The sequence below is a fragment of the Nocardia sp. NPDC004711 genome, from assembly GCF_053601595.1.
This window is the reverse complement of record NZ_JBSGCB010000032.1, coordinates 51619-72249: the sequence shown is the minus strand read 5'-3', so window position 1 is coordinate 72249 and position 20631 is coordinate 51619. Positions and strand designations below refer to the sequence as shown.

Annotated in this window: 21 protein-coding genes; 10 read left to right on the top strand and 11 right to left on the bottom strand. The window is 68.4% G+C overall.

Annotated elements, in window-relative coordinates; all coding sequences use genetic code 11:
- The first annotated feature begins 2 nt into the window (after positions 1 to 2).
- The gene (locus tag ACWEKS_RS29700) at positions 3 to 875 is read left to right on the top strand and encodes a class I SAM-dependent methyltransferase (RefSeq protein WP_452343136.1); all 873 of its coding nucleotides are present in this window, start codon (positions 3 to 5) and stop codon (positions 873 to 875) included.
- 6 nt (positions 876 to 881) lie between these two features.
- On the opposite strand, the gene ACWEKS_RS29695 is transcribed toward ACWEKS_RS29700, so the two are convergent.
- From ACWEKS_RS29695 to ACWEKS_RS29675, 5 genes are all read right to left on the bottom strand, one after another.
- Complete coding sequence (locus tag ACWEKS_RS29695) at positions 882 to 1268, bottom strand: hypothetical protein (protein ID WP_452343135.1); 387 nt, start codon at positions 1266 to 1268, stop codon at positions 882 to 884.
- Between the two features lie 82 nt (positions 1269 to 1350).
- Entirely contained in the window at positions 1351 to 2640 is a 1290-nt protein-coding gene (locus ACWEKS_RS29690; protein WP_452343134.1) for a hypothetical protein, read from the bottom strand.
- A gap of 4 nt (positions 2641 to 2644) precedes the next feature.
- The gene (locus tag ACWEKS_RS29685) at positions 2645 to 2803 is read right to left on the bottom strand and encodes a hypothetical protein (protein WP_452343133.1); all 159 of its coding nucleotides are present in this window, start codon (positions 2801 to 2803) and stop codon (positions 2645 to 2647) included.
- 331 nt (positions 2804 to 3134) lie between these two features.
- Positions 3135 to 4100: a DUF1152 domain-containing protein gene (locus tag ACWEKS_RS29680; RefSeq protein WP_452343132.1), complete on the bottom strand. Its 966-nt coding sequence runs from the start codon at positions 4098 to 4100 to the stop codon at positions 3135 to 3137.
- A 481-nt stretch (positions 4101 to 4581) separates the two neighbouring features.
- The gene (locus tag ACWEKS_RS29675) at positions 4582 to 5397 is read right to left on the bottom strand and encodes an alpha/beta fold hydrolase (protein ID WP_452343131.1); all 816 of its coding nucleotides are present in this window, start codon (positions 5395 to 5397) and stop codon (positions 4582 to 4584) included.
- A gap of 174 nt (positions 5398 to 5571) precedes the next feature.
- Here ACWEKS_RS29675 and ACWEKS_RS29670 point away from each other — a divergent pair, with 174 nt between their 5' ends.
- Positions 5572 to 6120 (top strand): TetR/AcrR family transcriptional regulator, encoded by a 549-nt coding sequence (locus ACWEKS_RS29670; RefSeq protein ID WP_452343130.1) that lies wholly within the window; start codon positions 5572 to 5574, stop codon positions 6118 to 6120.
- A 116-nt stretch (positions 6121 to 6236) separates the two neighbouring features.
- Here ACWEKS_RS29670 and ACWEKS_RS29665 read toward each other — a convergent pair whose 3' ends face one another.
- The 6 genes from ACWEKS_RS29665 to mptB all read right to left on the bottom strand — a co-directional run bounded on the left by ACWEKS_RS29665 (position 6237) and on the right by mptB (position 12780).
- The gene (locus tag ACWEKS_RS29665; protein WP_452343129.1) at positions 6237 to 7388 is read right to left on the bottom strand and encodes a serine hydrolase domain-containing protein; all 1152 of its coding nucleotides are present in this window, start codon (positions 7386 to 7388) and stop codon (positions 6237 to 6239) included.
- A 210-nt stretch (positions 7389 to 7598) separates the two neighbouring features.
- Positions 7599 to 8249, bottom strand: a complete 651-nt coding sequence (locus ACWEKS_RS29660; protein WP_452343128.1) for a class I SAM-dependent methyltransferase — start codon at positions 8247 to 8249, stop codon at positions 7599 to 7601.
- A gap of 52 nt (positions 8250 to 8301) precedes the next feature.
- Positions 8302 to 9279 (bottom strand): COX15/CtaA family protein, encoded by a 978-nt coding sequence (locus tag ACWEKS_RS29655; protein WP_452343127.1) that lies wholly within the window; start codon positions 9277 to 9279, stop codon positions 8302 to 8304.
- Positions 9280 to 9389: 110 nt separating this feature from the next.
- Entirely contained in the window at positions 9390 to 10172 is a 783-nt protein-coding gene (locus ACWEKS_RS29650; protein WP_379387230.1) for an ABC transporter permease, read from the bottom strand.
- Positions 10169 to 11101: an ABC transporter ATP-binding protein gene (locus ACWEKS_RS29645; RefSeq protein WP_452343126.1), complete on the bottom strand. Its 933-nt coding sequence runs from the start codon at positions 11099 to 11101 to the stop codon at positions 10169 to 10171. The genes ACWEKS_RS29650 and ACWEKS_RS29645 overlap by 4 nt, the downstream gene beginning before the upstream one ends.
- Positions 11098 to 12780: a polyprenol phosphomannose-dependent alpha 1,6 mannosyltransferase MptB gene (gene mptB, locus ACWEKS_RS29640; protein WP_452343125.1), complete on the bottom strand. Its 1683-nt coding sequence runs from the start codon at positions 12778 to 12780 to the stop codon at positions 11098 to 11100. Before mptB ends, ACWEKS_RS29645 begins: the two co-directional genes overlap by 4 nt.
- A 164-nt stretch (positions 12781 to 12944) precedes the next feature.
- On the opposite strand from mptB, the gene ACWEKS_RS29635 reads away from it, so the two are divergent.
- The 8 genes from ACWEKS_RS29635 to ACWEKS_RS29600 all read left to right on the top strand — a co-directional run bounded on the left by ACWEKS_RS29635 (position 12945) and on the right by ACWEKS_RS29600 (position 20568).
- The gene (locus tag ACWEKS_RS29635; protein ID WP_452343124.1) at positions 12945 to 15098 is read left to right on the top strand and encodes an MMPL family transporter; all 2154 of its coding nucleotides are present in this window, start codon (positions 12945 to 12947) and stop codon (positions 15096 to 15098) included.
- A 96-nt stretch (positions 15099 to 15194) separates the two neighbouring features.
- Positions 15195 to 15464 (top strand): metal-sensitive transcriptional regulator, encoded by a 270-nt coding sequence (locus ACWEKS_RS29630; protein ID WP_452343123.1) that lies wholly within the window; start codon positions 15195 to 15197, stop codon positions 15462 to 15464.
- 62 nt (positions 15465 to 15526) lie between these two features.
- The gene (locus ACWEKS_RS29625) at positions 15527 to 15763 is read left to right on the top strand and encodes a YgaP family membrane protein (RefSeq protein ID WP_452343122.1); all 237 of its coding nucleotides are present in this window, start codon (positions 15527 to 15529) and stop codon (positions 15761 to 15763) included.
- The gene (locus ACWEKS_RS29620; RefSeq protein ID WP_452343121.1) at positions 15763 to 16158 is read left to right on the top strand and encodes a DUF302 domain-containing protein; all 396 of its coding nucleotides are present in this window, start codon (positions 15763 to 15765) and stop codon (positions 16156 to 16158) included. Before ACWEKS_RS29625 ends, ACWEKS_RS29620 begins: the two co-directional genes overlap by 1 nt.
- A gap of 59 nt (positions 16159 to 16217) precedes the next feature.
- Positions 16218 to 16811: a TetR/AcrR family transcriptional regulator gene (locus ACWEKS_RS29615; protein WP_452343120.1), complete on the top strand. Its 594-nt coding sequence runs from the start codon at positions 16218 to 16220 to the stop codon at positions 16809 to 16811.
- A gap of 40 nt (positions 16812 to 16851) precedes the next feature.
- Positions 16852 to 17871 carry a zinc-dependent alcohol dehydrogenase gene (locus ACWEKS_RS29610; RefSeq protein WP_452343119.1) on the top strand — a complete coding sequence of 340 codons (1020 nt, stop codon included), beginning with the start codon at positions 16852 to 16854 and terminating at the stop codon, positions 17869 to 17871.
- Between the two features lie 315 nt (positions 17872 to 18186).
- Positions 18187 to 19929 (top strand): pyruvate dehydrogenase, encoded by a 1743-nt coding sequence (locus ACWEKS_RS29605; RefSeq protein ID WP_452343118.1) that lies wholly within the window; start codon positions 18187 to 18189, stop codon positions 19927 to 19929.
- 69 nt (positions 19930 to 19998) lie between these two features.
- A complete protein-coding gene (locus ACWEKS_RS29600) occupies positions 19999 to 20568 on the top strand; it encodes a peptide deformylase (protein ID WP_452343117.1) in 570 nt (189 codons plus the stop codon).
- Positions 20569 to 20631: the final 63 nt, after the last annotated feature.

Sequence of the window (20631 nt, the reverse complement as noted above, 5' to 3'; positions counted from 1 at the left end):
CGGTGACCGAGCGTGCAGCGAGTCGGACAGCGGTCCTGGTCTGCCAGGGCCGCGCCGTGGCGGACGGGCGAATGGGCGTCGGGCGGTTCTCCGACCCGGTCGCGGTCGAACTATTGGTCGACGGCGAACGTGAGCTGGTCGATCTCGTGCGCGCGGGCGCGGTGCCGAAGGGATTCGGCGCGCGGATGGAGTACGAATTGCTCTCCGCCACTTCGGAAGTGCTGGCGGCCCGCACGGTCGCCATCGATGATGCGGTGCGCGAGAGTGCGCATCCGCAGCTGGTGATTCTCGGCGCGGGGCTGGACGCGCGTGCCTGGCGCATGCCCGAACTGGCGGGAGTCGCCGTGTTCGAGGTGGATCATCCGGCGTCGCAGGCCGAGAAGCGGGAACGGCTCGGGGAGCGGGAAGCGCTGGCTGACGTCCGTTTCGTCCCGGTCGATTTCGGTAAGGACTCCCTCGGCGCCGCCCTCACCACCGCCGGCCACGACGAGACACGCCCCACCACCTGGATCTGGGAGGGCGTCGTCCCCTACCTGACGCCCGCCGAGGTCGCCGAGACCGTCACCGAGGTGGCGAAGCGCAGTGCCCCCGGCAGCCGCTTGATCATCACCTACCCGACCCCCAATCGGGTGTACCACTACGGCCGCAAGGCCATGGAGCTGTTGCTGTCCGTCTCCGGCCGCACCAATCCCATGGCCGGTGAACCGCAGCGTTCGAGCTGGACTCCCGCGGCGATGGCCGCATTGCTGGCCGAGCACGGCTTCTCCGTCACAGCCGACCGCGACCTGCAATCGGTCGCGGTCGAGGCGGGAATCGAGGGCAAACGCACCTCGGTCCGCGCCGACGGTCATATCGTCATCGCCGATCGGCGCTGACCCTGGTCAGTTCAGGGTGACGACCCAGGAGCCGTTGCAGCCGCGGTTGGTGTCGCGGTTGGGGTCGTAGTTCCACACCGTCTGCAGGTCCGAGTCCTTCTGGATGTTGAAATCACCCGTCGGCGACTGCACCGGCTCACCGTTGTACAGCAGCAAGCTCAGGTCGTTCGGGTAGATCGTCCAGGACCCGTTGTAGCCCGCCGGGTAGTTCATGGTCACCGTGGTGGTGCGGCCGGCGTGGTTCTGCACCACGATGCACGAATTCGGATGATTGGCCTGAGCCTGGGCCGGTGCCGCGGCCAGCACGATGGCCGCCACCCCGACCGCGGCCGCGGCCACCGGTGCCGCTGCCTTCGCCACCAGACCACGCCCGCCGTTGGGAACGTTCCACATGATGCCTGACCTCCGTGTGAATTCCACCGCCCGAATGGCTGATTGGGTGAGACGAAGTTATCCACCGCACCCAGCGGGTCTCTTATGAAATCCTTGTCGCCGCGGCGAGGCGGTTGTCGTCCCCTTCCATCGGATCCGCAGCGATCAGACCCAGCCGTTCCCGCACCGCGCGCACCGAGATATCGACGTGCCCAATCGCGATCGCGCGAATCTGTTCTTCACAATCCGTGAGACATTCGACGGCCCGGCCGCGCGGGAATTCGGCCGAGAGGCGGCTCAGCGCCTCGGCACACCGGATCCTGAGATAGGAGTAGACAGTGGAGTCGAAGATCGCCTCGACGACAGGGACAGCGGGCACATGGTCGAGCCGGGTCAGAGCATCGACCAGACTGCACTGGTCATAGATATAGTCGTTGCCGCCGCCATGGGCGGCCTCCAGATGATCGAACAACCTTGGCGCATCTGACTTTTCGCCGATATCTGTGAGCAGTGACAGCGCTGCGCTACCGATCGAGCCGTCCAGGTCGGCATGCGCCCGGGCCCACGCCAACGCCAACGCCCGAGGTGACCGCAGCCGCCGCAACTGCCGGCGCACCGCGACCCGCACAGCCGGCGTGGCGGCCCCCTCCGCGAGCACCGTGGGTGCGACGTTCCAGAGCACCCCTTCCCAGAGCTCATCCGTGATCCCGGCCGGTGAGATCTCTTGAACGAGACCGGATTCCGCGGCAACCCGAAGGATCCTTTCGCGCTCGGCGGCATCGCGCGCCGCCGGCCCGGACGGCCCTGTCGGCAGGCGTGCCCGCTTCCGCTCCACATCGGAAATCACCCTGTCGATCCGTGCGCTGGCGCGCTTCCACACCGGCCAGGGTCCGGCCGAGAAATCCTGATCCCACTCGATCGCCCAGTGAAGCTGCTCGTCATCGGCCACTCCCAGCGCCTCCTCGAGTAGCCCCTCGGCCTCCGGATGCTCGAAGAACGGAACGAGGGCGCCGAATGCCACATCGAAGTCGCGACCTGTCCGCAGATAGCGCCGCAACTCGGCCACGCTGCCCAGCACCCCGCGGCGCGCAAGCAGCTCGAACACCCGGACCGCGAGCCATGCATCCGAATCGCCGCTCGGATCGATCTGCCGCGCGTACGCGGCGCGCAAGAGCCGCAGATCGATCCCCAATTCGGCGACCAGCGTCGCGTAGAGCCACTCTCGATGCTCGACCTGATGGTCCCACCGCGGATCATCCACGATGCAGCCGATCACATACTCCGCAGCCAACTCTCGCTGATCCAGCGCCGCCGCATACGCTGCACCCCGCCCACGCTGGATCATCCCCAGCAGCGAATCAGGTTCCGCCCAACCCGCTTCCACGATCGGCACACCGTCACTGTTCTGGATGGCAGGGCAGGCTCAGCAGCAGCGTGTCAGCCGACAGCGCCGCCAGATGGTCGGCACCGTGGTCACAGCCCGCGGCGAAATCAGCTTCGCCCGGCGTGAACCCGAGTTCGAATGGCGCCAGCGCTTCCGCGAGGGCCGCCTCCACGTCGGAGGCATCGCACGCGGGAGTACCCACAGTGATTCTCGAACCGGCCATCCCGACATCAGATCATCCGTGCCCCGGCGTGGCCCAGCGATATTCCACCGCGAGTCAGGGTCTGGACCGTGGGCAACACCTTCAGTTCGCGGGCCTCGGGCGCGGATGTCTACATGAGCAATGCCGGCACCGATGTGTTCTGCGATGTGCTGGCGCTGGCCGGCTGCGCGCCGGCCCGCACACCGTGGCAGCAGAACCTGATCCTGCACTTCTGTGACACCGAACGGCACGGCCACGGCTTCGACCGATCGGCTGTTCTGGTGAACCGGGATGTCGATCGTCAGACGGGGATTGTTCGGCGGGGCCGGAGGGGTGTGCGGTCGCGGAATGCTTCGATTGCCGCGGCGACTTCGAATGGTGTTGTGGCGTGCGCGATGTCGTCGCGGTAGAGCACTCGCTCGGCAACGGTGTCCAGGTCGAATCCCCAGACCATCGACATGAGGGGGTTGATGAAGAGTTCGGCGCTTTGGGCGCGGGTGCGGGCCAGGGAGTGGTGATCACCGAATTCGCCGCGGGCGGCGTCGGTGATCGACGCGCAGACGATGCTCTCCTTGCCGGGGGTGTGCTGCTGAACCCAGTCGACGGCCGCCAGCCAGGCATCGACGGCCGCGATGCCTGGTGTGAGAGCGAAGACGCCGTGATACGCGCCGAGTCCGGCAAGTGCGGCAACGTTTTCCAGGAAATGCGCGTGGCAGATGCCGTGGTGGGCATCGACGCCGAACCCGACACATATGGCCAGCTTGACGGGCAGGTCGAGCGCCTGCGCCGCCAACAGGCTGGTCACATCCTCGACCGGTGTACCCAATCCGGCCTCATCGCCGGTCATCAGGAGATCCGTACCCCCATCGACCAACACCAGCCCGTCCAGTCGAAGCTCGCGAGCCAACCACGCGTAGGCCGTCTGGACATCGGCGGGCCCACCCTTGCGAATCAGGAACACCCGATCCGGAAATCCGTGGTCGCGCAACCACATCGCGAGGTGCTTCTCCGGAAAGTACGCGTCCGCACCCTCGGTCTCCGCGTCGATTTCGAACAGCCCGGGCGCGACCTGCCGGGCCGTGGTCCGCGTGACCGGTGTGAACGTGAGATTCGCCAGCACCACCGACTTGCCCTGCTCCTGCAGCGCGAACGCCACCGGCAGGCCACTGAGCACGTCGAACCCGCCCCCAGCTCCAGCGACCAGGACCCGCTCGCAATCCCGCAGTCGATGCAGTGCCGGTGTGTCGAACAGCGAGAGCGCACCCATCCGTCGAAGTATTCAGTACTTCCGCCGTCCGCGCCCGATCTCGCGGGCGGATCAGTCGACCGCCGTACCCGAATTCGACTGTGCGACTCCGCTGCTCACCCGTCGGCTCGTATGCCGACGACGGATTCGAAACGGGGGGATCGATGACACCGGCGATTCGGCTGCGTTTGCAGGCGTTCTTACGGGCCGCCGAGGCCGTCGCAGCAGCCTCCGAACTCGATAGCGCCCTCACTGAACTTGCCGCGGACGCCCAGAATCGCCACGTCACTGTCTCCACTGGGCAACAGCGCGAGTCCAGGCGCGCACAGCCTTCGAAGGCTTGATCCACTCCGCACGCCGCGAACTCTCCCCGCCCGCCGTATCCGCGACTCTCATCATCGGCGACTGACAGAGCGCACCGGCAAGATCAGGGAGCTCCCACCGTGGCGCTCCGGACAAAACTCCGCGCTGAGCGCTCCCTGATCTTGATGGGTGCCGCGCTTCACTTCGTCGACGGGCTGGCTCCCGGTGTCGCGTATGCGGATTCGATGAATGGGCGGACGACGTCCAGGAACTGCTCGGGGGCGGAGGAGAAGGGCAGGTGGCCGGTGGGGAGGGCCTGGAGCTCGGAGCCGGGGATCAGGGCGTGGGCTTTCCTGCCGTAGCGGAGGGGAAGGACCGGGTCGCGGCGGCCCCATACGATCAGGGTCGGTGCCGCGATTTCGGTTGCGCGGCGCGTGAGGTCGTAGCGGGGATCGTTGAAGCTGTGCCACAGGGCGGAGTAGGTGGCACGGCCGATATCGGTGCCCGCCACGCGGATCGCGCGCTCTACGACGGCGTCGTCGTGCGGGGTCACGGGTTTCATGTAGTTGCGGATGCTGTGCGGGAGCCAGCGGCGGGCCATCAGGTGAGAGCCGTAGAAGTTGCAGTAGGCCCGGGTCAGCGGCGTCTGCCGGACGAAGCCGCCGGTATTGACGAGGACGAGCCCGGCGACGCGCGTGGGTTGTTCCAGCGCCAGGCGAGCGGCCGCGAATCCGCCGACCGAACTGCCGATGAACACCGCGGGTTCCAGCTCGAGTGTTGTGACCACCTCGGCGAGCGTGTCGGCGATCGCGGCGGCGGTGATGGTCGAATTCGGTTCGGACGCACCGTGTCCCGGCCAATCGATGGCGATCACCCGATGCTCCGCGGCCAATGCCGGGAGGATCGGATCGAAGTCGTGGTGGTCGTGCAGGGTGGCGTGCAGCAGGACCACGGTGGGCCCCGTGCCGATGTCTTCGTAGGCCAGTCGTCCGGCCGACGTGCGCATGATGTGCATACGCAACAACCCTTCATTCGATTGTGGTGACCGAACGGTCGTTCACTGACCAGTCGGTCGGTCAAGTATGATGTGACCATACAATCGGTCCCAAGCACACGCAAGGGGGACGCCGAATCGCCTGTCGCGCAACACCGGGTGAGCCGGCACAGCCCCCGGTGAGGGTTGAATCTGATGAATCTGCGGGAGGATTCCGCCGCGCGCACTCGCGCCGCGCTCGTCGACAGCGGCCTGCTGCTGGCCGAGCGGCTGGGACTCGGCGGTGTCAGCGTGAACGTCCTGGTGGCCGAGCTCGGCGTCTCGAAAGGCACGTTCTTCCATCATTTCGGCACCCGCGCCAACTACCTGCTGGCCCTGCATCGCGAATTCCACGAGCGCCTGCAGGCCGTGATCGACTCCGCCACCTCCGGGCTCGCCCCGGGGCGGGACCGTCTCCTGGCCGGAGCCACCGCCTACCTCGACGCCTGTCTGCGCGACCGCGGCGTCAAGGCCCTGCTCCTCGAAGCCCGAGCCGAACCCCTGATCGTGGACGAGGTGACGGCTCGCAACACCCACAACGCCGCGCTGATCGAACCCGATTTCAAGGTCCTGGGCTGGCCGCACCCGGAGGCAGGCGCCCGGTTGTGGGTCGGCTTGGTCGCCGAAGCCGCCCTGCTGGAATTGCAGGCCGGTCATGAGCAGGGGTCGGTGCGAAACGCCCTGTGGCAGTTCCTCCCCGCCTGAGCCCCGCCCGGCCCCGGTCTCGCCCTCGCCGCGGTAGTCCGCCCCGCAATAGCAAACTCTCTGCAATCCTGAGTGCAGCTCTGGCGCTGTGCGGCGCGGGCCGATCGGCTCGGAACTCAGTCGGCTGCGCAGAGCGCGGTGTCGAACGCCGTCTGGAGGGCAGCGGTGACGGTGGGATCCGAGGGCCGGAGATTGGCGATGAGGGTGACCGCGCGGCCGTCCGGGGTGACGGCATTGAAGGTTCGGAAGCCGGGGATGGAACCGCCGTGCCCCCACACCTGGATGCCACACGGTGCGGTGGTGGTGGTCAATCCGAGGCCGTACGAGTAACCCGGGCGGTTGGTCAGCGGTTTCGGATCGCTGCGCATGGCGGCCACCTGGGCCGGGGGCAGCAGGTTCCCGGTGAGGAGCGCACTGAAGAACCGATTCGCGTCGGAGCCGGTGGAGATCAGCGCGCCGGCACTGCCCGCCCAGGACGGATCGAAGCGGGTGACATCGGTCGGCTTCCCGTCGACCGCCTCGTAGCCCTGCGGATGCGGACTGCGGAGGTCGGTGTCGCCGGCGGCCGGGAAGTAGGTGTCGCGCAGCCCCAGCCGGTCGATGACGCGGTGCGTGACTTCCTCGCCCACCGGGTGCCCGGTCACGCGTTCCACGATCATGCCGACGATAAGGTAGTTGGTATTGCTGTATTCGGCTTTCGCGCCCGGCTCGAAGCGCGCGGGCAGGGTCATGGCACGACGGACCAGGTCCGCCGAGTCGAAGTGCATGGTCAGCAGATCGGGCGAATCACCCTGCAGCTCGGGCAGTTCCAGATACTCGGGCAGACCGCTGGTGTGCTGCATGAGATTCCGGACCGTGATCCGGTTGCCGTCGATGCCCGCGCCCTGGACGACGCCGGGCAGATAGCGCTCGACAGGTGCGCCCACATCCACCGCACCCTCGGTGACGAGCTGCATCATGACGGTCGCGACGAACGTCTTGGTATTGCTGCCGACGCGCACATGCGCGCCCTGCGGAAAGGCGGCGCCGGTAGCGACGTCACCGACACCCGAGGTCGCACTCCACTCGCGGTCGTGCTCGGTCACGACCACCTGCAGCCCGGGAACTCCCGCCGCCACGGCAGCGTCCAGGGCGCGCCCGACCTCCGTACGCGCATCGGCCGACAGCGGCCCTCCCGGCTGTCGCGCCGCATCATCACCGCAGGCCCCCACCGCGCAGACCACTCCGGCGACCGCGACCGCAGCGGCGATCCGGCGAACGAGCCTCATATGGTCTCCTTCTGGCGTAGTGGCCGCGAGCGCTCGGCCGGAATGCGCTGCTGCGTAGCCGGGTTCGCGCCTCGCGGAGGTCAATAACCGGATGGTAGCTCCAAGCTGCGATCCGGGCATCACCCGCAGCGCTCACCCGAGATCATCCCTGAGGCGTAGCGTTGGTCAGGGAAAACCCGCTGTCCCGTGCTGCGGGGAGCGAGATCACCGTCAGAGCCGGTAATGAGAGGCGACGGCGTCCTGGCCGGTGTAGTTCGGGCCGGCGTGGGCATCGGCGCCGGCGTAGGTGAATTCCCACCGAGGTAGGGCCCGGCCGCTGCGGGTGAGGCGGTGACTTCGCGCGGTGTAGGTGAATCCGTTGTGACGCAAGGCGGTTGTCACACGTCTACCGAGTGGAGCGCCGCCGGTGTCACGGATCGAGACGGCGTCGAAGTTCGCGGCGAACAGGCCGTCCGAGGTGAGCCAGGAGGACATGCGGGTGAGAGCAGTGAGTTTGTCGCCCACATAGTGCAGGGCGTGGACGCTGGTGATCAGATCCACGGGTTCGTCGGGATGCCAGGTCAATACCGACCCGGTGACGAGGTCGATGCCCGCTCGCGGCGGCCCACGGAAATAGTCCACCAGGTCGAGTCCGATGATCCGGGCGTGACCGGACAGCGTTTCGTCTGCCTCGAACAGGGCGTGAGCGCTGCCGCATCCGACATCCAGCCAGCGCTGGGGTGCGGGACGGGCCGCCAGCCAGGCAACGGGGTCGAAGCCGAGTTCGCGACGGTAGGCGGGCAGTCGGCGGTCGCGGTTCATGGCGGAGTTCGCCACTACCGCGGTCCGTTCCAGGTGGGCGTCGTCGAGTAGCTCGGGCACACAGGACATCCTGCCCGGTGCGGTCGACGGCGGTGCGGAGCCGCCGACCGATTCAGGCAGCGGCCTTGTCCACGGGCGCCGGAGCCGAGGTGGGGAGGGTTTCGCGGGTGCGCATGGCGGCCCAGAGGGCGGCGGTGGCGGCGGTGCAGGCGGCGGCGCCGCCGACGTGGACGGCGACCAGGGCGGCGGGCACGTGGGTGAAGTACTGGACGATGCCGACCAGGGCCTGGGAGCAGACCAGGGCGATCACCAGGACGAGGCGGTTGCGGATGGTCTTGTTCATGCCGACCGCGGCCAGGCCGCAGGCGAGGCCGACGAGCAGGGCCAGGTAGGCGACCAGGAGTTCGGCGTGCAGGTGGACCAGGGTGACGATCTCGACCTGTAGGCGTTCGACCGGCTTCTCGACGCTCTTGTCACCCGCGTGCGGACCCGCGCCGGTGACCAGGGTGCCCGCGATCAGCGTTCCGGTGAGGGCCAGACCGGACAGGGCCGTCAGCAGCCGCAGCGGCTTGGGAACCTGAACCGTGTCGATGCCGTCGTCGGGTTCCCCGACCTTGGCCCACAGCAGCGTCGCCAGCCACACCATCAGCATGGACGCCAGCAGGTGCACCGCGACCGTCCACCACAGCAGCCCGGTGCGCACGGTGATACCGCCGATCACCGCCTGCAGCACGGTGCCGCCGGGCATCAGCCACGCGTACACCTGGACTTCGCGCCGCCGCCGCGCCCGGGTGACCGCGAGCACGATGGCCGCCGCGGCCAGCGACACCACGAAGGTGAGCATGCGATTGCTGAATTCGACCACCTGGTGCAGCACCGGCACCTCGGCCACCGCGGTCGGCACGAAGCTGCCGGGGAAGCACTGCGGCCAGGTGGGGCAGCCCAGGCCCGAGGCGGTGACGCGGACGACCGCGCCGGTCACCGAGATTCCGGCCTGGGACAGGATGACCAGGAAGGCGAGGAGTCGCTGCACCCGCAGGGAAGGCATCGGGAACAGGTCGGCAAGTCGCTGGAAGGCGCGAGACAGCACGCACCGATGGTAGCGGGGCCGCATTTCGCCCCGTCACCGGCCCTACTACAGCGTGTCGTTAAACACCCGGGCGGGCGCGAACTTTCGAGGTGACCGCCGCCCGGACGGCCTCAATCGAACTTGAAGAACCGGGTGGCCAACCACCCCGCGAGCCCGCCCCAGCCGGCCAGCACCGCGAGCCCGTACCAGTCGATACTGGTGCGCATCGCCTGCTCCAGGCACTCCGACAGCGCCCCGGACGGAATGATCCGCGCGATCAGGCTCACCGCGTGCGGCAGGTCGTCGGACATGAACACCAGGCTCGCCGTCCCCAGCATGACGAACCACAGAATGTTGGCGAGCGCCAGCACCACCTCGGCCTTGAGCGTCCCGCCCAGCAGCAGTCCCAGCGCCGCGAAGGTCGCGGTCCCGAGCGCGATCACCACCGCGCCCAGCAGCAGTCCGGTCAGCGACGGCCGCCAGCCGAGCGCGAACCCGATGGCCCCCAGCAGGATCGACTGCAGCACCACCACGATCAGCACCGCCGAGCACTTCCCCGCGACAATGCCCCACCTCGGCAGCGGCGTCGCCCCGAGCCGCTTCAATGCCCCGTACCGCCGATCGAAGCCGACGGCGATGGCCTGCCCGGTGAACGCGGTCGACATGATCGCCACCATCATCACCGCGGGCACCACCCGGTCCACCCGGTGCTCGCCGAGCCCGCTCATCGGCAGCAGGGTCAGCCCGATCAGCAGCGTGATCGGAATGAACATGGTCAGCAGCAGCTGTTCCCCGTTGCGCAGCAACAGGATCAGCTCCATGCGCGTCTGCGCCGCCAGCATCTTGGCGCGCGTGGTCGGCTGCGGCGCGGGGGAGAAGGTACCCGCCGCGAATCGGTTCACGGTCTCGGTCATCCTCGCAGCTCCCGCCCGGTCAGTTCGAGGAACACGTCTTCCAGCCGGCGCTGGTCGATGCGAATGTCGGTGGGCAGCACGTCGATTCGCGCGCACCACGCGGTCATGGTGGCCAGCACCTGCGGGGTGATGTCGCCCTGCAGCAGGTACGAGCCGGGCGCGGTCTCGCGCGGGGTGAACCCTTCCGGCAGTGCGGCTTCCAGCAGCGACAGGTCGAGTTTGGGTGGTGCGGTGAACGCCAGCCGCCCTTCGGCCCCGTGCGAGGTGACCTCGGCGGGCGTGCCCTGCGCGACGACCTGCCCGTGGTCGATGATCACCAGCTGATCGGCCAGCTGCTCGGCCTCGTCCATCATGTGCGTGGTCAGCAGTACGCTGACCCCGTCGCGGCGCAGCGCGTCGATGAGTTCCCACACCAGGTGCCGTGCCTGCGCGTCCAATCCGGCGGTCGGCTCGTCGAGGAACACGATCTCCGGCCGCCCCACCAGCGCGCACGCCAGCGCGAGCCGCTGCTGCTGCCCGCCCGAGAGCCGCCGATACGGCGTCCGCCGAGCGTCTTTCAGTCCGAGCGTGTCCAGCAGCCACGCCGGGTCCAGCGGATTCGCCGAATAGGAGGCGACGAGATCGAGCATCTCCCCGGCCTTGGACCCCGGATACGCGCCGCCGCCCTGCAGCATCACGCCGATGCGCGGTCGGAGCTGATCGGAGTCGGCGATCGGGTCCAGGCCCAGCACCCGCACGGTCCCGGCGTCGGGAGTCACGAAGCCTTCGCACATCTCGGTGGTGGTGGTCTTGCCGGCGCCATTGGGTCCGAGCAGGGCCAGCACCTGTGCGTGTTCGATATCGAAGCTGATGCCGTCGACCGCGGTGGTCTCGCCGTAGCGTTTCACGACGCCGTCGACGCGTACGGCGGGTCCGGAAGCTGCGGTCACGATGAGACACCGTAAGGCGTGGGCTGCTGTGACCGAGCCGACACCCCCGGCTGATTGCGCCACGGCAGCACATTTCGGGTGAGGAAGATCAGCGACAGGCCCACGATCACGGTGGCGATGGCGGATTCGACTATCTGGAAGACGTAGAAGTCCGCGCCGCGCGGCATGACCATCACCGACACCACGACCGACAGCACCACCGCCGGCACCCGGAACGCGGGCCGGTTGGCCCACGCGGCGAGGGGCACGATCGCCCACAGCAGGTACCAGGGTTGCACCACCGGGAAGAGCAGCACGATCGCGCCCAGCGAAACCCCCAGCGCGCCGATCGCATTCAAGCGCCCCGTCCAGGCGGCGATGAGCATGCGCAGGGTCACGAAGCCCGCGACGAGTTCCGCGATGGGCCGGGTGATGTCGAGCAGGGCGGTGGTGTGGTCGCCGAGTCCGAGCAGCACGCCGCCGAACCCGGTGATGATCCCGACGGCGGTCGGCAGTGAGAGGTAACTGCGCACGGTGGTGGCGGTGCCGACGGTATTGACCCACCCGAATCCGAGGCCGCTGGCATAGCTCACGAAAAGCGTCGTGACCACGGCTATGGCACCGAGCACGCCACCGGCGACGAGTACCGGTTTGAGTCCGCGCCCCCATCGCCGCGCCAGCGCCATGCCGACGAATCCGAGGCTCACCAGCGAGGTGATCTTCACCGACGAGGACAGTGTGATCAGCACGGCACCGAAAACCAGCAGCGCCCAAGCCCTTTGATTGAACTGCGGGCAATCGTCGATGGCGCGCAGGCAGAATTCCATTCCCGCCAGCATCAGCCCGAGCATGAGCGCGTCATTGTGCACCCCGCCCACCAGATGGAACAGCACCAGCGGGTTGGCCGCGCCCAGCCACAGCGCGCTCACCCCCGCGATTCCGCAGCGTCGCGACAGCCGCGGCAGCGCCCATACCATCAATGCCACGCCCGCCAATGCCAGCAACCGATGCAGCCACACCCCGAGAAGGATGTTGTCGCCGGTGATGTGCGCGATGCCGCGTCCCATCCACAGGAACAGCGGCCCGTAGGGCGCGGAGGTGTCCCGCCAGATGGTGGGGACATTGTTGGTGAGCACATTGTTGAGCCCGAGCCCGGCCACCGGGCCGACCGAATACGGGTCCATGCCCCGGGCCGCGATTTCGCTCTGTGCCAGGTACGAATAGACGTCGTTGCTGAACATGGGTGGCGCGACGCTGAGCGGAATGATCCACAGCAGCAGCGTCCGATCCATCTGCGAGCGGCTGAGCCGGTGGCGTGGATCTCCGCCCCACCCGCCGACGGCGAAGCGGCCCAGCAGCAGCCACGCCATGATCACCAGGATGGTGCCGATCATGCACATGGCCAGCGTCGAGGTGCCGGCCCGCGCGAAGAACCCGAGCACCCGCATGCCGGAGATCGGATTCTGGTGCACCGGTTGGGCTCCGACACCCAGCGCGGATACCGCCATGATCACGGCTCCGGTCGCGCCGAGCAGCCGGATCCGCATCAATTGCAGGGTTTCGCGCCGGTCCAGGCCCGGCCGGTCGGCGTCGATGCCGTGCAGGACGGCGACGGTGTGATCGGCGGCGGGAACGTCCAGGCCCAGGGCCCGGCGTCCGATATCGATGACTCTGCGCCGCGCGCCTTCCACTACCGCCACAGCTGCGAAGCCTAGTCCGGAGCCGCGGGTCGGACGCCGATCGCATGGCCGCAGCGGGGGTTCGCCCGGTGTGCTCGTGAGTTGCCGATCGGCACCCATACTTGCATCTGATACCCCGGGGGGTATAGTCGTGACATACCCCAGGGGGTATGGAAGGAAGTCAGATGCGAAGTACCACAGTCGGCGTCGCCGACGCTTCTCCGATCACGACCGCCCCCGGCGGTCTGCTGGGCCGCCTCGGGGCCCGCATGGCCGATCACGCCCGCTGGGTGTTCGGCTTCTGGTTGATCCTGTCCGTCGCCCTCGGCGCGGCCGCGCCCACGGTGTTCGACTCGCTCGCGGGGGCGGGCTGGCAGGCCAATGGATCCGAGTCCGTGCGTGTCCGCGAACTCGCGCAAGAGCACTTCGGCGGCAACTCGGCCGCGGCGGTGCAGGTGGTGATCCACTCGGAGACCGCGACCATGGACAGTCCGCAGGCGCACCGCCTGGTGGCCGATCTCACCGGAATCCTGCAGGCCGACAGCCGATTCGGCGCGATCGTCGCACCCGTGCCGGGCCAGTCGGTCAGCCGCGACGGCCACACCGGCATTCTGCTGGCGGGCGCGAATGCGAACACCGACGAGATGGTTGCCGCGGTCACCGACGTCGGCCCGAAACTGCAGGCCCTCTCATCCGACGGCTTCGAGATCTATCCGACCGGCGCCTCGGCGCTGTGGAGCGACTTCAACAAGGCCAATCACGAGGCCATGATGAAGGCCGAGATGTTCTCGTGGCCGGTCACATTGGCGATCATGGTGCTGGCCTTCGGCTCGCTGGTGGCGGCCGGACTGCCGCTGCTGCTGACGCTCACCGGCCTCATCGCCTCGGCGGGTGGTCTGGTGTTGCTGAACCATGTGACGCCGATCTCGGTGTGGGCCATGAACTTCGCCATGATGTTCGCGCTGGCGCTGGGTATCGACTACGCGCTGTTCCTGGTCTCCCGCTTCCGCGACGCTGTTCGCGGTGACACGCCACCGCGCACCGCCGTCGCCGTCACCATGGCGACCGCCGGCAAGGCGGTGCTGCTCTCGGGCCTGACCGTGCTGGTGAGCCTGTCGGCCGTGCTCGTGGTGCCCGCGCCCGCGGTGCGGACCATGGCGGTCGGCATCATGTTCGCGGTCTCGTTCGTGCTGCTGGCGACGCTGACCCTGCTGCCCGCCGTGCTCGGCGCGCTGGGCCGGCGCGTGAACGCGGGCTCGCTGCCGTACGTGGCCCGGCAGCAGCATCGTTCGCCGGTCTTCGCGAAGTGGGGACAACTGCTGCACCGCCACCCGTGGCCGTTCGCCATCGGCTCCCTGCTGGTGCTGATCGCGCTCGCGATTCCGGTGACGAGCCTGAAGGTGGCCATGCCGTCCATCCAGGTGGTGCCCGCGGACGCGTCCGTGCGTCAGGGCTACGAGCTGGTCCAGCGCGAATTCGGCCCGGGTGCGCCCGGCATGCTGCAAATCGTGGCCCCCGCCTCCGACGGCGCGGACGTGCAGCGAATCGCGGCCTCGGACAATCGGATTGCGATGGTCACCCCGCCGCAGCCCGCCGCCGACGACAGCGGCCTGGTCATGCTCCAGGCGACCCCGACGGTCGACCCCTCGGACCCGGCCATGGGCGATATCGTCCATTCGCTGCGCGCCGCGCTCCCCGCGGGTGCGCTGGTCGGCGGGGCGGTCGCCGAGAACCTGGACCTTCAGCAGGCCTTGAACGACTACCTGCCCCTGGTGGTCGGCATCATCCTGGTGCTGGGCTTCCTGCTCCTGCTGGTCGCCTTGCGCGCCCCGTTGATCGCCCTGCTCGGAGCGGGCGTCAGCCTGCTGTCGACCGCGGCGGCGTTCGGTGTGGCGAAGCTGGTCTTCCAGGACGGCCACGGTGCGGGCCTGCTCGGTTTCACGCCGCAGGGCTTCCTGGACGGCTGGGGTCCGGTGTTCTTCTTCGCCATGATCTTCGCCATCGCCATGGACTACACGGTCTTCCTGCTGGCCACGGCGAAGGAGCACTACGAGCGCTCGGGTGATCCGGAGGTGGCCCACATCGACGGCATCGCCCACTCGGGCCGGGTGATCGCGGCCGCCGCGGCGGTCATGGTGGCGGTGTTCTTCACCTTCGCCCTGGCCGATCCGCTGCCGCCGAAGGAGATGGGCATCATTCTCGGTGTCGCCGTCCTGCTGGACGCCGTGCTGATCCGCCTGATCCTGCTGCCGGTGCTGCTGCGCCTGACCGGGCACGCCGCCTGGTGGTCGCCGCGCTGGCTGCGCAAGGTGCTGCCGGACATCAGCTTCGCGCACTGACGGGTGGGGTCGTGGGAAAGGGTGAGCCCTCTCCCACGACCCTTCCATACCCCTAGGGGTATACTGAAGTCATCGGACTCAGGGAAGGAAACCCCAATGATCGGCGACGAAGACAGCATCGCACTGGTCCTCAACCGGCTGCGCCGCGCGCACGGACAGCTTGCGGGCGTCATCTCCATGATCGAGCAGGGCCGCGACTGCAAGGACGTGGTCACCCAGCTCGCCGCGGTCTCTCGCGCTCTCGACCGCGCCGGATTCAAGATCGTCGCCACCGGTCTGCGGGACTGCCTGACCGGGGAGCAGTCCGAGAACTCCGAGCCGATGACAGTCGAGGAACTGGAAAAACTCTTCCTGGCGCTGGCCTGAAGCTTCTTCCGGGCGATCCTTTCCAGTAGATCACCCAGCGCCGGGAGCGAAAGGAAGTCAAGATGACCGCGATCCGCCACTGGTCCATCGACCGCATCGTGCCGGGCCTGGCCGGCACCGTGGTGCTGCTCAGCCTCGCGCTGGTGCTCGCGTTCTCGCCCTGGTGGCTGCTGCTGACCGCCTTGGTGGCGGCCAACCTGGTGCTCTTCGGGGTCGTCGGCTGGTGTCCGATGACCCTGCTCCTGCAACGCCTGGGCGTGCCCCGAACCGGCAGCCCGGCAACGGAAAGGAATTCGTGATGACCCTCGCCCTCTCGGCCACCCTGCGCACCGATTTCGCCGATGCGGTGCAACGCACCCGGAAGGCCCTGTCCGAGCAGGGCTTCGGCGTGCTCACCGAGATCGACGTGACCGCGACCATGAAGCAGAAGCTGGACGCGGACATGGAGGACTACCTCATCCTGGGCGCGTGCAATCCGTCGCTGGCGCACACCGCCCTCGGTGTGGACCGTCAGATCGGCCTGCTGCTGCCGTGCAATGTGGTTGTGCGCGCGGATCGTTCGGACGCCGGCACCATGATCGTGGAGGCCATGAATCCGGAGGTGATGGTGCAGGTCGCGGGCGATCCGGCGCTGCAAGAAGTCGCCGACTGCGCCACGGAGCTGCTGAGCGCGGCCATCGCGGCGCTCGGTTGATCCACCGCCCGAACACGATTCGCGCTGCCCCTGTCGGACCCCGCTCATACTCTGGATGAATGGTGTCCGATTCGAAACGGCGAATCGAGGTGGCTGCGGCCGGGCTACTCGCCCGGCACGGCTATCACGGATTCGGGCTGAAGAAGTTGAGCGAGGCGGCGGGGCTGCCGTATGGGTCGATCTACCACCACTTCCCGGGCGGCAAGGAGGAGATCGCCGTCTCGGCCATCACCGGCACGGGCGTGCTGGTGGGGCGCATGATCCGGCAGGCCCCGGGCGATGTGTTCGGCACCGCGGCAACGCTGTTCGACTTCATGGCCACGAAACTGGCCGAGACCGACTGGGCCGCGGGCTGCCCGGTCGGGACCCCCGCCCTGGACGGCGGCAGTGATGTCGACTCGGTCCGCACCGCGTGTGTGTCGGCCTTCGACGCCATGACACACGGTTTCGCCGAACTGCTCACCGAGCTGGGCGTGGCGCCGGGGGAGGCGCGTGATCTGGCCACCACGGTGGTCGCGGCCTACGAGGGCGCGACCGTCCTGGCCCGGGTGCGCCGCACCGATGAGCCGCTGCACACGGTTTCGGTGGCCATGGCCCGGTTGATCCGGCTGAGTCTCGCGGAAGTCGCTGCTGCCGAGGCGAATTCATCCTAGGGGGGTTGACTGGAAAGAACGTTCTAGCGACGATCGATGCATGAAGCGACTCGTGCTCGACGGCCCGCACGCACTGCGCTGGGAAGACGCCGCCGAACCCACCCTCGATGCCCCTGACCAGGCGCTGGTCCGCCCCATCGCCGTGGCCACCTGCGATATCGACCCCGCGATCCTGCAGGGCTGGTTCCCGCTGGCGGGCCCCTACCCCTTCGGCCATGAAGGGGTGGCCGAGGTGGTGGCCGTCGGCGACGACGTCACCACCGTCCGCCCTGGCGACAAGGTGGTGGTCCCGTTCCAGATCTCCTGTGGCGTCTGCGATTCCTGCCGCCGCGGCCATACCGGCAACTGCACCACCCACCCGTTCATGTCGAGCTACGGCCTCGGCCCGATGGGCGGGCTGAGCTGGGGCGGGCTGTGGTCGGACCTGGTCGCCGTCCCGCATGCCGACGCCATGCTGGTCCCGCTGCCCGCCGGAGTGGATCCGGCGGCGGTCGCCAGTGCCAGCGACAATATCGCCGACGCCTACCGATCGGTCGCCCCGCAACTCGCCGCCCGCCCCGGCGCCGAAGTCCTGGTCCTGAGCGGTCCGGCCGCACCGTCCATCGGCCTGTATGCGGCCGGTCTCGCGGTGGCGCTCGGCTCCGCCCGGGCCGTCTACCTCGACACCGACCCCGAAAGGCTCGCCATCGCAGCCGAACTCGGCGCGGAGCCCGTCGAGGGCAGGCCGACCGACCGGGTCGGCCGGTTCCCGGTCACCGTCGAAGCCGCGGGCGGCTCCGAAGCCCTGGTGGCCGCCATCCGTGCCACGGCCAATGATGGCTTCTGCACCAGTGTCAGCGTCCAGACCCAGGATGTCGCCCTGCCCATGCTCGAAATGTATTCGCGCTGCTGCACTTTCCACACCGGCCGGGCGCACGCTCGCCCGTCGATCCCGCACATTCTGGATCTGGTGGCGGCCGGGCGTTTCGATCCGAGTGTGGTGACCACCCGCACCGTGGCCTGGGAGGATTCGATCGACGCGCTGCTCGAGGCGCCGGTCAAACTCGTCGCTACGCGCTGAAGCCGGGTATCGAGAGTGGTAGTCGCGCCAGCGTTTCCGGGCCGGCGAGCACGTCGATCCGGACGATGCGATCGCCCTCGACAGTGAAGGCCATGACCGCCGGTGGCCCGTCGCGGCCGGCCACCGGCTCGGTACACCATTGGTGATCCGCCGGGGCCCGGCCGCCGATGAGGTGGCCCGGGTGATCGCCGAAATGTGACCGCCGGCCCGATTCACGGTGTGGCAATGATGCGGCAACCTTGGCTGTCCGATTTCGGTAGAGTGCGTCGGTGGCCTCCGGTCATGCTCGGTCTCGACACTGCGAACGGAGCGATCATGGGTCGGAATTCGGTCGCCAGTCAGTTGGTCGACGCCCTCGTCGCCGCCGGGGTTCAACGGGTGTATGGACTGGTGGGGGATAGTTTGAACCCCTTCGTCGACGCGGTGCGCCGGACCGAGGGCATCGACTGGGTGCACTGCCACCACGAGGAGAGCGCCGCCTTCGCGGCCGGCGCGGAATCGGTGCTCACCGGCCGGCTCGCGGTCTGCGCGGCCAGTTGCGGACCCGGAAACACCCACCTGATCCAGGGGCTCTACGACGCACATCGCAATGGCGCCTCGGTGCTGGCTATTGCCTCGCACATTCCCAGCCGTGAGATCGGCACCGGCTTCTTCCAGGAAACCCACCCCGAGCGACTCTTCGTGGAGTGCAGCCACTTCTGTGAGATGGTCGGCACCCCCGAGCAGATGCCGCGGCTCGCTTACATCGCCATGCAGACCGCACTCGGCCGGCACGGCGTCTCGGTGCTGGTGGTCCCCGGTGATGTGCTCAGCGCGGACGCCGAGAACCGCGGCTGGCAGTCGGATCTGGTGGCCGAAGCGCCGACCGTGGTCCCGCCCGCCGCCCAGGTGGACCGCCTCGCGGAGGCCCTCAACGACGCCGACACCGTGGCCCTGTTCGCGGGCGCGGGCGTGCGCGGCGCACACGCCCAGGTCATGAGCCTGGCCGAACGACTGCACGCCCCGATCGGCCACGCGCTCGGCGGCAAGGAATGGATCCAGTTCGACAACCCGTACGACGTCGGCATGAGCGGCCTGCTCGGCTACGGCGCCGCCTATGAGGCCACCCACGAAGCCGACCTGCTGCTGTTGCTCGGCACCGACTTCCCCTACGACACCTTCCTGCCGCAGAACGGCCGGATCGCCCAGATCGACCACGACCCGTCCCGCATCGGGCGCCGCGCCGCGGTCGATATCGCCGTCAATGGCGACGTGGCCGCCACCATCGACGCCGTTCTGCCGCTGCTGCACCAGAATCCGAGCCGCGCCTTCCTCGACGACATGCTCCGCCGGCACGCCTCCGCGCTGGAGAACGTGGTGGACGCCTACACCCGCGATATCGACCACCACATGCCCATCCACCCCGAGTACGTCGCCTCGCTCATCGACGAAATCGCCGACGACGACGCGGTTTTCACCGTCGACACCGGCATGTGCAATGTCTGGGCGGCGCGGTACGTCACCCCGAACGGCCGCCGACGCATCATCGGCTCGTGGCGGCACGGCACCATGGCCAACGCCGTCCCGCACGCCATCGGCGCCCAGACGGCCTACCCTGGCCGGCAGGTGATCTCGTTGTCGGGAGACGGCGGTCTGGCCATGCTCATGGGCGAGCTGCTCACCGTCTGGCGGCACCGGCTGCCGGTGAAGATCGTGGTCTTCAACAACTCCACGCTCGGCATGGTCAAGCTGGAGATGATGGTCGACGGCATGCCCGACTTCGGCACCGACCAGGAGCCGGTGAACTACGCCGATATCGCGGCGGCCGTGGGCATTCCGTCGCTGCGGGTGACCGACCCGGCCGAGGCGCGGGCCGTGCTGGCCAAGGCGTTCGCCGAGCCCGGGCCGATGCTGGTGGACATGGTCACCGACCCCAATGCTCTGTCCCTCCCGCCCCGGATCGACGCCGCGCAGGTCAAGGGTTTCGCCCTGGCCGCGGGCAAGATCGTGCTGGCCGGCGGCGTCGGCCGCATGCTCGACATGGCCCGCAGCAACCTGCGCAATATTCCGCGCCCGTAGCGGGTCGCGAATTCCCGCTGCTGGACCCCGACGGAAACCGGTCGGCCTGCTTCTGGAAGAAATAGGGGCATGGCTGTTCGACCGATCCTCATCGCCGGTGACCCCAGACTGTCCACCCCGGCCGTGCCCGTCACCGAATTCGACGCGGAGCTGGCCGCTTTCGTCGAGGACCTGTTCGAGACGAACACCGCGGCCCGGGGCGCGGGCCTGGCCGCCAATCAGATCGGCGATCCCCGTGCGGTTTTCGTGTACGACCTGATGACCGCCGACGGCCGCCGGCGCGGGTACGTCATCAATCCGAGCATCGAGACCTCCGAGATCCCGGAGACCATGCCCCACCCCGACGACGACGCCGAGGGCTGCCTCTCGGTGCCCGGCGAGTGGTTCCCGACCGGGCGTGCCGACTGGGCCGAGGTATCGGGCGTCGACATCCACAACCAGCCGGTCATCGTCTCCGGCACCGGCTACCTGGCCCGCTGCCTGCAGCACGAGACCGACCACCTACTCGGACATCTGTACCTGGACCGCCTCATCGGCCGTAATCAGCGCGCCGCCAAGAAGATGATCAAGGCCAACGGCTGGACCGAAGCGGGCTGCTCCTGGCTGCCCGGCCAGGACGCCGACCCGTTCCACGACTAGATCCTGGTCTCCGACCGGGTGTTTGCATCGGCCTCGACACCCAGGGGCGATCCCGGTGATCGC

Coding starts and splice junctions, on each gene's coding strand:
- ACWEKS_RS29695 (WP_452343135.1), bottom strand. CDS start 1,268: ATGTGGAACGTTCCCAACGGCGGGCGTGGTCTGGTGGCGAAGGCAGCG.
- ACWEKS_RS29680 (WP_452343132.1), bottom strand. CDS start 4,100: ATGGGTGCGCTCTCGCTGTTCGACACACCGGCACTGCATCGACTGCGG.
- ACWEKS_RS29675 (WP_452343131.1), bottom strand. CDS start 5,397: ATGCACATCATGCGCACGTCGGCCGGACGACTGGCCTACGAAGACATC.
- ACWEKS_RS29670 (WP_452343130.1), top strand. CDS start 5,572: ATGAATCTGCGGGAGGATTCCGCCGCGCGCACTCGCGCCGCGCTCGTC.
- ACWEKS_RS29665 (WP_452343129.1), bottom strand. CDS start 7,388: ATGAGGCTCGTTCGCCGGATCGCCGCTGCGGTCGCGGTCGCCGGAGTG.
- ACWEKS_RS29650 (WP_379387230.1), bottom strand. CDS start 10,172: ATGACCGAGACCGTGAACCGATTCGCGGCGGGTACCTTCTCCCCCGCG.
- ACWEKS_RS29635 (WP_452343124.1), top strand. CDS start 12,945: ATGCGAAGTACCACAGTCGGCGTCGCCGACGCTTCTCCGATCACGACC.
- ACWEKS_RS29630 (WP_452343123.1), top strand. CDS start 15,195: ATGATCGGCGACGAAGACAGCATCGCACTGGTCCTCAACCGGCTGCGC.
- ACWEKS_RS29625 (WP_452343122.1), top strand. CDS start 15,527: ATGACCGCGATCCGCCACTGGTCCATCGACCGCATCGTGCCGGGCCTG.
- ACWEKS_RS29620 (WP_452343121.1), top strand. CDS start 15,763: ATGACCCTCGCCCTCTCGGCCACCCTGCGCACCGATTTCGCCGATGCG.
- ACWEKS_RS29615 (WP_452343120.1), top strand. CDS start 16,218: ATGGTGTCCGATTCGAAACGGCGAATCGAGGTGGCTGCGGCCGGGCTA.
- ACWEKS_RS29610 (WP_452343119.1), top strand. CDS start 16,852: ATGAAGCGACTCGTGCTCGACGGCCCGCACGCACTGCGCTGGGAAGAC.
- ACWEKS_RS29605 (WP_452343118.1), top strand. CDS start 18,187: ATGGGTCGGAATTCGGTCGCCAGTCAGTTGGTCGACGCCCTCGTCGCC.
- ACWEKS_RS29600 (WP_452343117.1), top strand. CDS start 19,999: ATGGCTGTTCGACCGATCCTCATCGCCGGTGACCCCAGACTGTCCACC.